This is a genomic window from Microbispora sp. NPDC049125 (genome assembly GCF_040802045.1).
GTDB lineage: Bacteria > Actinomycetota > Actinomycetes > Streptosporangiales > Streptosporangiaceae > Microbispora.
This window is the reverse complement of sequence record NZ_JBEZDW010000024.1, coordinates 1-11,985: the sequence shown is the minus strand read 5'-3', so window position 1 is coordinate 11,985 and position 11,985 is coordinate 1. Positions and strand designations below refer to the sequence as shown.

General features: G+C 65.2%; 14 protein-coding genes and 1 pseudogene. 10 read left to right on the top strand and 5 right to left on the bottom strand.

What is annotated here, in order from left to right; genetic code table 11:
• Nucleotides 1-112 precede the first annotated feature (112 nt).
• On the top strand, nt 113-679 hold the full coding sequence (locus tag AB0B72_RS25255; RefSeq protein WP_367741407.1) for a dihydrofolate reductase family protein: 567 nt from the start codon (nt 113-115) through the stop codon (nt 677-679).
• A gap of 4 nt (nt 680-683) precedes the next feature.
• Here the strand turns inward: AB0B72_RS25255 and AB0B72_RS25250 are convergent, their stop codons facing one another.
• Nucleotides 684-1,022 (bottom strand): hypothetical protein, encoded by a 339-nt coding sequence (locus AB0B72_RS25250; RefSeq protein ID WP_367741406.1) that lies wholly within the window; start codon nt 1,020-1,022, stop codon nt 684-686.
• 351 nt (nt 1,023-1,373) lie between these two features.
• Here AB0B72_RS25250 and AB0B72_RS25245 point away from each other — a divergent pair, with 351 nt between their 5' ends.
• The 4 genes from AB0B72_RS25245 to AB0B72_RS25230 all read left to right on the top strand — a co-directional run bounded on the left by AB0B72_RS25245 (nt 1,374) and on the right by AB0B72_RS25230 (nt 4,619).
• The gene (locus tag AB0B72_RS25245; RefSeq protein ID WP_367741405.1) at nt 1,374-1,814 is read left to right on the top strand and encodes a nuclear transport factor 2 family protein; all 441 of its coding nucleotides are present in this window, start codon (nt 1,374-1,376) and stop codon (nt 1,812-1,814) included.
• A gap of 190 nt (nt 1,815-2,004) precedes the next feature.
• Nucleotides 2,005-3,093, top strand: coding sequence for a ThiF family adenylyltransferase (locus AB0B72_RS25240; RefSeq protein ID WP_367741404.1), 1,089 nt, complete (start codon nt 2,005-2,007; stop codon nt 3,091-3,093).
• A gap of 57 nt (nt 3,094-3,150) precedes the next feature.
• Entirely contained in the window at nt 3,151-3,273 is a 123-nt protein-coding gene (locus AB0B72_RS25235; protein WP_367741403.1) for a hypothetical protein, read from the top strand.
• Nucleotides 3,274-3,434: 161 nt separating this feature from the next.
• On the top strand, nt 3,435-4,619 hold the full coding sequence (locus tag AB0B72_RS25230; protein ID WP_367741402.1) for a hypothetical protein: 1,185 nt from the start codon (nt 3,435-3,437) through the stop codon (nt 4,617-4,619).
• Between the two features lie 45 nt (nt 4,620-4,664).
• On the opposite strand, the gene AB0B72_RS25225 is transcribed toward AB0B72_RS25230, so the two are convergent.
• Entirely contained in the window at nt 4,665-5,711 is a 1,047-nt protein-coding gene (locus tag AB0B72_RS25225; protein ID WP_367741401.1) for an alpha/beta fold hydrolase, read from the bottom strand.
• A gap of 319 nt (nt 5,712-6,030) precedes the next feature.
• On the opposite strand from AB0B72_RS25225, the gene AB0B72_RS25220 reads away from it, so the two are divergent.
• Entirely contained in the window at nt 6,031-6,219 is a 189-nt protein-coding gene (locus tag AB0B72_RS25220) for a hypothetical protein (protein ID WP_367741400.1), read from the top strand.
• Between the two features lie 73 nt (nt 6,220-6,292).
• Here the strand turns inward: AB0B72_RS25220 and AB0B72_RS25215 are convergent, their stop codons facing one another.
• On the bottom strand, nt 6,293-6,610 hold the full coding sequence (locus AB0B72_RS25215) for a hypothetical protein (protein ID WP_367741399.1): 318 nt from the start codon (nt 6,608-6,610) through the stop codon (nt 6,293-6,295).
• A gap of 257 nt (nt 6,611-6,867) precedes the next feature.
• Here AB0B72_RS25215 and AB0B72_RS25210 point away from each other — a divergent pair, with 257 nt between their 5' ends.
• The 4 genes from AB0B72_RS25210 (at nt 6,868) to AB0B72_RS25195 (ending at nt 10,924) form a co-directional block, all read left to right on the top strand.
• Nucleotides 6,868-7,476: an IS5 family transposase gene (locus AB0B72_RS25210; protein ID WP_367741398.1), complete on the top strand. Its 609-nt coding sequence runs from the start codon at nt 6,868-6,870 to the stop codon at nt 7,474-7,476.
• Nucleotides 7,477-7,663: 187 nt separating this feature from the next.
• Nucleotides 7,664-8,542 (top strand): N-acetyltransferase family protein, encoded by an 879-nt coding sequence (locus AB0B72_RS25205; protein ID WP_367741397.1) that lies wholly within the window; start codon nt 7,664-7,666, stop codon nt 8,540-8,542.
• A gap of 676 nt (nt 8,543-9,218) precedes the next feature.
• Nucleotides 9,219-10,412 carry a hypothetical protein gene (locus AB0B72_RS25200; RefSeq protein WP_367741396.1) on the top strand — a complete coding sequence of 398 codons (1,194 nt, stop codon included), beginning with the start codon at nt 9,219-9,221 and terminating at the stop codon, nt 10,410-10,412.
• Nucleotides 10,413-10,717: 305 nt separating this feature from the next.
• Nucleotides 10,718-10,924: a hypothetical protein gene (locus tag AB0B72_RS25195; protein ID WP_367741395.1), complete on the top strand. Its 207-nt coding sequence runs from the start codon at nt 10,718-10,720 to the stop codon at nt 10,922-10,924.
• A gap of 148 nt (nt 10,925-11,072) precedes the next feature.
• Here the strand turns inward: AB0B72_RS25195 and AB0B72_RS25190 are convergent, their stop codons facing one another.
• Both AB0B72_RS25190 and AB0B72_RS25185 read right to left on the bottom strand, forming a co-directional pair.
• Nucleotides 11,073-11,723, bottom strand: coding sequence for an HAD family hydrolase (locus AB0B72_RS25190; protein WP_367741394.1), 651 nt, complete (start codon nt 11,721-11,723; stop codon nt 11,073-11,075).
• Nucleotides 11,724-11,871: 148 nt separating this feature from the next.
• Nucleotides 11,872-11,985 (bottom strand): annotated as a pseudogene (locus AB0B72_RS25185) (IS5/IS1182 family transposase); the annotation flags it as partial.

Here is an 11,985-nt window from a genome sequence, read left to right as displayed (position 1 = left end):
GGCGTGTGACATGGGCGGCGGGGGCGTGAAAACTTCTTCCGGCCTGATGTAGAGAACGGGTCCGCGGCTCCGACCAACCGATGAAAGCCGACATCACACGGAGGAGACGGACATGCGAAAGATCATTCACTGGGTGCACGCGTCGATCGACGGGTACATCGACGGACCGCAGGGCGAGTTCGACTGGCCGGTGATGGGCGAGGAGCTGTCGGCGTACTCGGAGACGTTGAGCGACAGGTCCGACACCTTCCTGTACGGACGCGGCGTATGGGAGGGCATGGTGAGTTTCTGGCCGAACGCCGAGTCGATGTCGGACCACCCGCACGTCCTTGAGTTCGCCCCTCGGTGGCGCGCCACCCCGAAGATCGTCTTCTCCACCACGCTGAAGGACGACGACTGGGCCGCCCGGATCATCGGCGGTGACCTCGCCGCCGAGGTGGGCGAGCTCAAGCGGCAGCCCGGCAAGGATCTCCTGCTGACCGGCGGCTCGAGCCTCGCCGCCGCCCTCACCGAACTGAACCTGATCGACGAGTACCACATCGCGGTCCACCCGGTCGTGCTCGGCGGCGGCAGGCCGCTCTTCGCACCCGGCCAGGAACGCCGCACCCTGCGGCCGGTCGAGTCTCGCATGATGGACTCGCAGGTGATCGTGACGCGATACGAGCACCCCTCAGCTTGAGGACCTATACGCACAAGGCTCGGCCGCGGCTCTCCGACCGAGCGAGCGGCTGGCATTCGTGCTGCACGACCTGTGCGGGGTCCCGTTGGGTGAGATCGGCCAGATCCTCGGCCAAGGCGGCGTTGTCCTCCAGCCGTGTGCTGCCGAAGACCTCCAGCCGCTCCTCGGCGGTGAGGGTGATGCCGAGCGTGCGGGCGTTCAACTCCCGGTCGATGACCTCGACCATGGCCTGGTGCCGCGCGATCCGCTCGGTCAGCAGGCGGCGCTGCTCACGCAGCCGGTCGGCGTCGGTGAGCGCCCCGCTATCGGAGCAGCAGCCGCATATCCAGGTTGGTACGCGCATACGGGATGACCGGCGGGTGGTCCCCGAACCGCGGGTCCCGCGCGGGCGGGTCGTCGTTCACGGCTCGCCCGTGAACTGGTCGTGGTGGCCGACGACCGATTGAGCCCAAGCAATACACCAGCACCGCCTACACCCGCCTGGCGGAGCGGCTCGGAGTCCGGTTGTCGGTCCCTCGGCTGATCAAACCTGCTTTGCCTGATGGATAGTCAGCCCGCCGCGTTGCGCCCTGCCGGTCTCAAGTAACCGAGTTGAGAACCGGCAGGACCCTTCCATTGAGCACGCCGCGGCCCTGACATCCCAGGGTGCTGTGTTGTCGTACCAGTGAGAGGCCGATGGAAGGGATGACTGGCGATGGCTACGCAACGCGAGGACGACGAAGCCGAGATCAGGCGGCAGGTCGGCAAGATCATCGAAGGAATACGAGCCAAGGATCTCGATGGACTGCAGCAGCTTTACGCGACGGACGTCGTGTCCTTCGACGTCGAGCCGCCGCTGCAGCATGTAGGGGTCGAGGCGAAATTGAAGAACTGGGCGAAGGTGTTCACGTTCTTCCAGGATGTGACTTATGGAGTCCGCGGCCTGACACTCACCGTGGGCGATGACGTGGCATTCGGGCACTGCTTCGGCCGGCTCAGCGGCACGCTGAAGAACGGGACGGCGACGAGCGGTATGTGGGTCCGGGCCACTTTCTGCTTCCGGAAGATCAACGATAATTGGTTGATCGTGCACGATCAGGCTTCCGTGCCGTTCGACATCGCGAGCGGCAAAGGAGTGACCGACCTGGAGCCCTGACGAGCCGCACAAGTTCGGGACATCGCCCGGCGGGCACCGGCGGTCGCCTCAAGCAGGTGCTGATCAGCGTGAGCAGACACGTGTTCCACATTCCCGGACAGAGATTGACATCCCGTAACCATCAGCTGAAGATCAGAATGTTCCGGGACGGGGAGTGCCACAAATGACGCGTAGGCATCGCATGCCCAAAGTGAAGCCCGAGCACAGGCCGCACAGGCTTGATGGCGGGACGATCCGAATCGGTGGTGACACCTACGGCATCGCCGCCGAGATTCATGACCCGGAGGGCTGGGTGTGGGCGGCGCTGCAACTCATGAACGGGACTCACGACCCGGATACCATTGCGACGCTGCTTTCGGAACGCTTCGCCGACCTTCCCTTGACGCGGGCGGCGGCGGTTGTGTCGGCTTTGATGGCCTCGGGTTATATTGAGGATGCCGCCGCCGCCAACCCCTCAGGGCTCAGCGCACGAGAGTTCGATCGGTACAGTAGAAGCCGCGCGTTCTTCCGGCGCGTTGATCTCACCCCACGAGAACACGATTGGGAGCTTCAACTCAAGTTGAAGCGTTCCCGCGCAGTCGTACTTGGTCTGGGGGGCACCGGCTCGCACGTCGCATGGGCACTGGCCGCGGTGGGAGTCGGGGAAATCCACTGCGTTGATCATGACCGGATCGAGTTGTCCAATCTGAACCGTCAAATCCTATACACAGAGGACGACATCGGACAGTTCAAGGCAGATGTCGCCGCGAATCGGATCAGCCGGGTCAACTCCGATGTCACCGTCACCCGCTCACGGAGAAGGATAGAGAACGAGAGTGACCTCGCCCGGCTCGTGGAAGGCTACGACGTTCTGGCGCTCTGCGCGGACGAGCCCCGCGGGCCGGAGAACATCAAGGTCTGGGCCAGCCGGGCCTGCGCTGCCGCGGGAGTGCCCTGGGCCGGCGGCGGTTACTCCGGGCCCGTTGTCACCTGCGGGGTCTTCGCACCGCCGCGGGGCGCGTGTTACGAGTGTGTGAGCGCGCAGGCGGTAGCCAAGCGACGACCGGGAATAGAAGTCGATCTCGGCGGCCCCGGCGTGATCGCCTTCTCGGCCGGAATCAGTGGTCAGATGGTCGCGCAATCCGTTGTCTCTCTTATCACAGGCGTGCCGGATCCGATGCCGGGGACGTTGCGAGCCATGAACCTCGCGGTGCTCGGAGACCACGACGTCTTTCGGGCTCCGCCGCGTGCCGACTGCGCCAATTGTCACCCCTTGACTTCTTCTAGGGATCGATCATGATCCTGTTTTGGGGGCTTCGAGACCTCGTGGCCCGAACAGAACTGAGAGGAAGTTTTCGTGGCGGAGGAACGCGAAACGCATCCTGTACCGGACGAGGCCGAAGAGTTGCAGGTCATCTCGATCCGGAAGCTCGACAAGATCGAGACGACGGGGTTCGACAGTAACAGCCACGGCCAATAAGCCGTGGCCGTCGCGGCTGAGCCGGAGTATTCCGGCTCAGCCGCGCGTCACTGGGGGAACACGATGAGCAGGGAGCGTTCGCTCATGCCGGACGTGCGACAGGAACGACGATCCTCGTGGACGGACATGGCCTCGGCGATTGTTCTCGTCGTATCGAAACAATGACCGGCAGTGTCGTGCTGCATGAGCTCGGCGTACGCGTGGATCGGGGGGAGTGGATCGTCGGGCGCGTCTCTACCGGCGATTTCGTGGCCCTGCCCGAAGTCGGGATGCGCGCTCTGCGCCTGCTGCAGGACGGTCTCCCCATCGGGGAAACGCAGAAGCGGCTTCGGCAGGAGACCGGGTACAAGCTGGACATCGACTCCTTCGTCCGGCAGTTGACGGACGCGGGGTTGGTGGCGGCCATCGACGGCAGGCCCGTCCCCGTGCCTGACCCGCCGCGTCCGACCTTTCCTTGGTTACGTCCGGACAGCGTCCGCTGGGCTCTGAACCCCGCCCTGCACATCTGTGTCGCGGCGCTGATCGCGGTCGGTGTGATCCTGCTGGTCAGGCAGCCCGAGGCGCTGCCGAACTGGCGCGCGATCCTGTGGAGCCCGAGCGGGGCGGCCGTGCTGTTGACGCGGATGGCGATCGGCTGGCTGATGCTTTTCGTCCACGAGATGGCGCATCTGGTGACCGCGCGAGCGGCAGGGGTTCCCGGGCGGGTCACCTTCGGCACGAGACTGCAGTTCCTGGCGGTGCAGACCGATGTCTCGGGTATCTGGCTGGCACCGCGCCGGGTGCGGCTCACCGTCTACCTCTCCGGAATGACAGTGGACATCGCCCTATGCGCGGTGTGCGTGATCCTCAGTGTCCTGACGGGTCCACATCCCGCCTACTCGATCGCGCTGCTCACCGGCATGACCGTGCTGGCCACCCAGGCCTGCGTGTTCATGCGTACAGACCTGTACTTCGTGCTGCAGGATCTGACGGGGTGTCGCAACATGTACGGCGACGTCATCGCCTATGTACGACACGGGGTGACGCGACTGCTGGGGCGGGGTCACCCCGGCCCGATCGCCCAAGTGAGTCGCCGCGAGCGCCGATGGCTGGTCGTCTACGGGGTGGTGCTTGTCGGCGGGACGATCGCCTGTCTCGGCGTCTTCGCGACCATCACTCTTCCCGTGATGGTGACCCTGGTGGTCCGGTCGGCGCAAACCTTGATCTCTCCCAGCGGCACATCAGAGCTGGTGGACGCCGTGGTGGTCCTGACGGTTCTGGCGACTACTCAGCTCCTTTGGCTACGTGCCTGGTGGCGTCGGCACGGTCGCCGTTTCCGCCGCAGAAGCGGCGATGTGAGCACATGACCGGCACCGGCACAGTTCTTGCGCCGACTCTCGCATCGGTATCGGTCAACCACCGCGCCCTGCCTCGGTCCGTGCTCGCCGAACGTGGTCGAGTATCACTTTGACGACCAGCTCCGGCCGGTCCCGGTGGATGTGATGCCCCGCGTGCTCGGCGACGACGTGTGCACCGTTGGAGGACAGCCGTACCAGGTCCGCCTGGAGTAGAGACCAGACGGAGGCGAAACGGCGCTGTTCGGCGATCGCCTTCCTGTCGGTGCCCGGCGGTACGTCAGGGCTGGACGAGATGACGGTGAGCGGAATCGCTCCCAGGCTTGGAGCTCGACGGCGGACCTGTACGGGGTTGACGCTGATCGCAGCCGCCGCCTCACGCAGCTCGGTGCGGCGCTGCCGGTCGCTGAGGTCGAAGGCGATCCTGGTGGACAGGAGCTTCGACGGCAGGCGCCGGGCCTCGGCTTGGCGGCGGGCACGGTCGCTCCATCCGGCGTCGAAGGCCAGGCGCCGAAGCCCCAGCGGCGTCAGGCGCGAGCGCAGCATTTCTCGGGCGATGACGACTCTCGTCCGGGGCAGCAGGCGAATCTGCTCGGGATGACTGGAATCGATAAGGACGACGGCCGCCACAGCGTCAGGGTTTTCCGCGGCGAACAGCCGCACGATGTTTCCTCCGGCCGAGTGCCCCACCAGAACGTAAGGCGGGAGGACTCCCGCCCCGTCCAGCGCGCGCCGCAGGTCCCGTGCCGCTCCCAACGCCGGCCCCGCCCACGGGGATGGGTCACTCCACCCGAGCCCGGCGCGGTCGTACAGGACAACCGACGACTCCACCGCCAATTCAGGTGATAGCGCAGCCCAGTTCAAACCCGGCTCGCCCAATCCGGGCACGATGACGACGGCCGGCGCGCCGGTGCCCGTGGTCCACAGGTGGATCCGGCGAGTGCCGACGTCGACCATCCGGCCGGGTGGAGGAAACCGGCGGCGATCACGTCGGGCCCCGTAGGTCTGGTAGACGGCGCTCATGGCCGCGCCGGCGATCACGCCGGAAACGAGCCCGGCCAGCGCCTTGACGATCATCCCCCTGCTGCGGATCGAGCGGTTCATCACACTCCACATGCGTCGGTTTCTTTGATGATTCCCGTAGGAGGGACGAGAGAGGCGGTCGCACCTTGGATCACCGTAACTCAAGGTCAAGGCATGGAAGCCGCCGAAAGCGCGCGATTTGATTGGTGGGCGCGTGCTGATCAACCCGAAGCGGGCGGGAGCCACTGACGGCAGTCACATACGTCGGCCGCCTCGACCGGGGGCGACATTTTCGGGCCTTGTTCGCATGTCTCCACTTCGCCGCCTTCAGCCCGCGGAAGCCTTCGGTCTCCGTAAGCAGGACTGCCACTTTCCTGAGACCGGCTGGGGGCGCCTCGTCGTGGCCAAGTCAAAGCCGCAGACCCGCGCCGCGGCGGTAAGCCTCTGGCTCAACGCCGAAGTGGCGGCGGCCGACGTGTCCGGGCGGCCAGGGCACGGCGTGGACGTGCTGCTCAAGGTCTACGCCAAGTGGATCGACGGCGGCGCGGCCATCGCTAACCAACGAATCGAAAGCGCTCTGACAGCCTGAGTCGAAGGGTTGCGTGAGGGGGTCTCGGACATCCGCTGCCTTCTTCCTATTGCGACATCATCCCGTCTCGCGTTCACTCGGACGATGTGCTGTCCCACGGGGCTTCCGGCATGAGGGCGAGGGCATCACCGGCGGCCTGGCGGACGTGCTCCCAAAGTGGATACGTAGCGATCGCCTCATCGCTCCACGCGGTCGAGTCATCGCTGAGCTGATCAAGTAGGCCATCGATCGCGTCGAGTCGATCGCTCAACTCCGAGGAGATCCATCCCATCTCCTTCGACTGCCATGAGGCGGGATAGCTGGGATCCCAATCGAAACACTCGTCAATAGAGGGCTCGGTGACCTGGTGTTGCGCGTCCAGGGAAAGGAGAGCAACCGTTTCCCGAAGCATGATCCAATTCCAACGCGCTCGCTGAGCGAGATCAGCTGTCCGCCACTCATCCATTGGCGTCCCCCCTGCCCGGCTACTCGTTGTCGTCTGCAGCGATTGTGATCCGCTGTACGGCGGGATGCATCTGAAAAAGTTCGCCGGCCTTTCGCTGGTTCCCTCCGTCAACCTCGGAGGAGCCTTCGCTGCCCGCTGACCCCCACGTAATCGCACCCTTCGCATGGGCTGCGGGATATGTGCGGGATGATCATCGTCGTGGTATGGCTCGGCGTGGGCACCTGAGCGTCGATTCCACCGCGTGCCGCGCCCATCAGCATGCGGCTGGGGCCCGGAAGCAGGGTGACCTCCAGAGGGAACCACCGGGCGGTGTCTTCACCGAGCTCCTTGATCATGGACTGGGACGTTCGCGCGGCGGGTTCACCACCAAGTTGCACCTGGCCGTCGAGCAAGGACAGAAGCCCATGGCGATCGTGGTAACGGCCGGGCAGCGCGGCGACTCGCCGCAGTTCGAACCCGTGCTGAGGAAGGTCCGCGTGGCCCGTATCAGGGCGGGTCGGCCGCGCGTCCGTCCCGATCGGGTGCGTGCCGACAAGGCGTACGGCTCCCGGAAGAACCGTGCCTACCTGCGCCGACGTGGGATCCGGTGCACGATCCCGGAGAAGAAGGACCAGGTCCGCAACCGTAAGAAGCTCGGCTCCCGCGGGAGTCGGCCGCCGACGTTCGACAAGGCCGACTACCGCGAGAGGCACGCGGTCGAATGCGGGATCAATCGCCTCAAGCGCCACCGGGCCGTGGCCACGAGATACGACAAACTCGCCGTCCGCTACGAAGCAACCGTGCTGGCCGCGGCCATCAATGAGTGGCTGTGACCAAACTGCCGCACCAGCCTTCACTTAACCCTTTGCCGAGGAACCGATAGGCCAGCTAAGTTGTCGCAGCCGTCCATGTTGATCCGGACCGGCGCTGTCGACGAGGAGGTGTGGAGCACATGCGCAGGAGTGCCCAGCAGTTGAGCCCGCGTACTGACCTTTGCCACCTCCTCACGACGGAGACACCTTGTCGCTCCGCATCACCCCACTGACCGACCCCGCTCACGGGGCGCACAGCCGACGCCTTGCATGGCTGGCGTCCGACGCCGATTCCATCCCCGTCGGGACGGCCTTTCTGCGCCTGTTCGATGGCGGACAACAGCACCTGGCCGAACTGACCCTCCACGTCCATCCCGTGGAGCGCCGCAAGGGCGTCGGCTCCCGGCTCCTCGACACCGCCGTGGCCGCCGCCCGGGACAACGCTCGACGCTGCGTCATGGCGCAGGCCCAGGCCGGATCGCCCGGCGACCAATTCCTGCCGGCCCGCGGCTTCCGCAAGGTCCTCACCCTGAGGTACGCCCGCTTGCCACTGGCCGACGTGGACACCATCGCCATCGCCGAGATCATCGAGCGTCCACATCCCGGCTACCGGCTGGCATCATGGCAGGGAACCGTCCCCGACGCCCTCGCCCAGACGTTTGCCGCCTCACGCCGCGCCATGGACGACATGCCCATGGAAGACACCGACTACGGCACCGTGGCCTGGGACGTGGACCGGGTCCGGGCTGCGGCGAAGGCCGTCGAAGAGCGCGGCGACCAGTTGCACACGGTCGTCGCCATCGACACCTGCGACGACTCGATCGCCGGATTCACCGAACTCGTCGTCCCCGGCAATGGCACGGGTGATGGCCAGCACTACGGCACCGGCGTACTGCCCGAGCACCGCGGGCACGGCCTCGGCCGATGGATGAAGGCAGAGTCGATCCGGCAAGCCCACGGGCGTTATCCAGGCCTCGGCGGCCTCCTGACCGACACCGCCGACAGCAACACGCACATGAGACACATCAGCGACAGCCTCGGCTACGTGCCCACGCACACGACCCTGCAGTATCAGCTCGACCTGTAGAGACGAGCGGACGGGCCGGACCTGGGCATCACCTCGTCCGGCCCGTCGGCACTTTCACAACAGGCCCTAACGCCTTAGGGGCACGCTGTGCGCGCGCTCCATGTCGAACGACCACGCAAGATCCATCCCGCATATATCCCGCGAACAGCGGCCGAGGGCTGCTCAGGGTGGCGTACGGTTGCGCATGGCCGGAATGATCAACGGCGCCGGACCGGGGTGAAACACCAGGTCAGGCGCCGTTTTGGCTGGTTGAGCGGAGAGCGTGGGATTCGAACCCACGAGACCGGTCACCCGGCCTAGCGGTTTTCAAGAGCACTACGGTTACTCCGGTAGTACTACCCCTGACCTGGGGCCCAGCCTCAAGCGAAGGCCTAGCACAGCAAGATCATCCCGTGTATATCCCGCGCTCAGGACCGTCCAGCAGAACCCTATGCGTTCGCCTTCCGGTCGGCAGCTGGCTGAGCGATGCATCCCCGCTTTACGGTCTTACTATCTGGCTTGCACGATCCAGCGGACATGGTGCGCCGCTTGGCGTCCTCGGTCCACTCCGTCTTCTTCTACCGGCTCTTCACAGAGTTGGGGGTGTGATAAAGGTCAGCGCGTCGTTGGCCCGGGTGGGAGACCTCCACCACCCCCGACTACTCTCACCTGCGAAGAGCCACCTTAGGAGCCAACGATGGATAGCGAGATTCAGTTGATCAGCGACGGCGACGGCCTGGCGGTCAACGCGGAGTCGACGGCTGTAAAAGAATTCCTCGTCTCGGAGGACCTGTGGTCGTCGTCGAAGGACCTCGGACAGCGGTTCAAGTCCATCCTCGGTACAGGGGCCGTAGTAGCGCAGGCAGGTTCTGAAATTGCCGCCAACTCATGCCGCTGGCTGAAGATGACTGAAGAGTCGGCACACCAAGTCAACAAGTACGGGCTGAGGAAAGCCACGAAGACGGGGCTCCCCACAGGTGTGGTCCTGGGAAGGAAGGGCGGCCAGATCGGCACATTCCTCGAATTCGCGAAGGGGCCCGGATCGCTTCTGAGCCCGGCGATGCTTTCTGGTGTCGCGGGGATCATGGCGCAGGCTGCGATGCAACAGTCCATGGCCGAGATCACCGCCTATCTCGCCAGGATCGACGAGAAGATCGACGACGTGCTCCGCGCCCAGAGGGACCAGGTGTTGTCGCGCATGGACGGAGCAGACTTCGTGATCGAGGATGCCATGACCGTCCGAGACTCGGTGCGCCGGGTAGACGAAATAACGTGGTCGACGGTCCAGGACACGCCGGGGAAGATCGGAGACACCCAGGCGTACGCGTTGCGTCAACTCAACGGCCTCGCGAAGAAGATGGAGCGCAAGAGCAAGATCGGCGATCTCGCCAAGACGGCCAAGGAAGCAGAGTCCGAGGTTCAGATGTGGCTCTTCGTTCTGGCTCGTTGCTTCTATCTGCAGGACGCATTCGACATGCTCCGGCTGGGCCGCGTGCTGGACGCGTCTCCGGACGATCTGGACGGGCACCGCCTTGGACTGAAGGCTGCTCGGCAAAAGCGGCTGGACGCTATCTCACAGGCCACCGAGCATCTGATAGCCCGCATGGATGCGGCTGCCCACAGGGCCAACACGAAGCTGCTGTGGCACCCGACCACGTCCCCGGTTGTGGTGCATTCGAGAAACAACGTCGCGACCGGCGTCCATGATTTCCACGGGCTGCTCGGGATCGAGTCCGGCCGCCAGTCATTGGAGGCGAGACGATGGATGGACGCGGCCGCCGAGGCGAGGGACAAGGCGCTCGAGAATGCGGGGCCCGCGGCGGCCGGCATCGCCGTCGGAGGCGTCGCGCTCGCTCTCAAAGTCTTGCATGATCGGAGGAGGAAAGGCTGAGTGAGGGCTCCGGTCGCCAACCGCGTGGGCTCTTGGTTGTGCCGCCCAGTGAGCCTGTGTAGGCCTTACGCGAGCCGTTCCGCCAGGTCAGCGCATCGTCCGCAGTCCTTCTGGGGCTCGATCTGCAGGACTTTAAGGCCGAACGCCCAGTAGGCCGCGACTGTCGGCCTGCGGGCCGGAGGACGGTGCGCGTAGAAGCTTCCATCCTCAAAGCCTCGACCCCTACCCGGCGATCGCCGCGCGCACCCCGACTACACCCTCAACTGCGAAGAGCCTCTTTATCCATAGCACCTTGTAACGACGGCATGGGCGACCGGCCCTGGCTGGAGGAGCGCAACAATGACCTCATCGAATCGCGTCACCCACTGCGCGAAGTCCTCATGGCCCAGACCGGCGACACGGCGGCCATCCGGCACGGCACCCTCAAACGCGCCTACCAGTGGGCGACCGAACTCCTGCCAGCTGTCTGGACACCACCCGCCGACACCGACACCGTACCCCTGACCATCTGATCCATAGGGAAGGGCAGGCCCCTGGTTGATGGCCCGCCGCCCTGCTCGGGCGGTAGATGCGGGCAAGTGAGGTGTGCTCGTGTGAGGTGCTGTTGCTGTATGCGGCTGCTGTACAGCAGTTGCGGTGAACTGCGGCGGAGCATCTCGATCACGCCGTTGCGTGCAGGATCTCCATCGCTTGGAGCACATCCGCAACGACATGATCCGCCCCGTGCTCCTGATTCGGCCACGTCCCGCGGTCTATCCAGATCGTACGGAGGCCGGCGGCCCGGCCCCCGCCGATGTCCGCAAGCAGACTGTCCCCGATCATCCATCCCCCGTCTGCAATGGTCATGCCGCACCGCTTGGCCGCGATCTCGAACAAGCCAACCTCGGGCTTGCGGATCCCTTCGGCTCCCGATAGGGCGTAGGCGTCCACGGCTTCGGCCAATCCGGTCTGCTGGATCTTCCCGAGCTGGTTGTCCGCCATCCCATTAGTGACGATCGCCACGCGCCACCCGGCCGCCCGTAGCTGGCCCAGGCCGTCCAGCACCTTGGGCTGACAGCGCACGAGGTGCGGCATCCGCTTCCGGTATTGGTCCCACAGCTCCTCGACAGAGTGAGGCAGCGCAAAGTGCGCTCGGACTTCGGTGAAGAACACCTCTCGGTGCGGGTAGCCCTCACGGTCCAAACCGATCAGCCAGTCCACCGACCCGGCTCCCAAGCCGTGCTCGTCGGTGAACTCCTCGACCCATAACCGGAACGCCTCATCCAGGTTTACAAGGGTGTTATCCAGGTCAAAGAGCACGAGTCGCTGCACGGAGACACCATAGCCACTACGCCGTTGAGCACACCGGCCCATGGCCCGCCCAGACATCCGATGGCAAGTGGACCCGGACCGCAGGGCCGCCAAGGCCCGAGGACCGGAAGCCACGCGGCAGCAAAGCACCCGCATTAGTGAGCCCTTTTCATCCTGAGTAGCGGTCCTCTTCGATGGCTTGCAGGACGAGGATGGCCTGCACGATCGGGGTGGCGCGGTGAGGGCAGCAGCGGAGCTTCGACAGCAGCTTCCACGCTTTCAG

Bases quoted from the DNA above. Each gene is read 5' to 3' on its own strand.
- AB0B72_RS25255 (WP_367741407.1), top strand. From the start codon at position 113: ATGCGAAAGATCATTCACTGGGTGCACGCGTCGATCGACGGGTACATC.
- AB0B72_RS25250 (WP_367741406.1), bottom strand. From the start codon at position 1,022: ATGCGCGTACCAACCTGGATATGCGGCTGCTGCTCCGATAGCGGGGCG.
- AB0B72_RS25245 (WP_367741405.1), top strand. From the start codon at position 1,374: ATGGCTACGCAACGCGAGGACGACGAAGCCGAGATCAGGCGGCAGGTC.
- AB0B72_RS25230 (WP_367741402.1), top strand. From the start codon at position 3,435: ATGACCGGCAGTGTCGTGCTGCATGAGCTCGGCGTACGCGTGGATCGG.
- AB0B72_RS25225 (WP_367741401.1), bottom strand. From the start codon at position 5,711: ATGAACCGCTCGATCCGCAGCAGGGGGATGATCGTCAAGGCGCTGGCC.
- AB0B72_RS25215 (WP_367741399.1), bottom strand. From the start codon at position 6,610: ATGCTTCGGGAAACGGTTGCTCTCCTTTCCCTGGACGCGCAACACCAG.
- AB0B72_RS25210 (WP_367741398.1), top strand. From the start codon at position 6,868: ATGGCTCGGCGTGGGCACCTGAGCGTCGATTCCACCGCGTGCCGCGCC.
- AB0B72_RS25200 (WP_367741396.1), top strand. From the start codon at position 9,219: ATGGATAGCGAGATTCAGTTGATCAGCGACGGCGACGGCCTGGCGGTC.
- AB0B72_RS25195 (WP_367741395.1), top strand. From the start codon at position 10,718: ATGGGCGACCGGCCCTGGCTGGAGGAGCGCAACAATGACCTCATCGAA.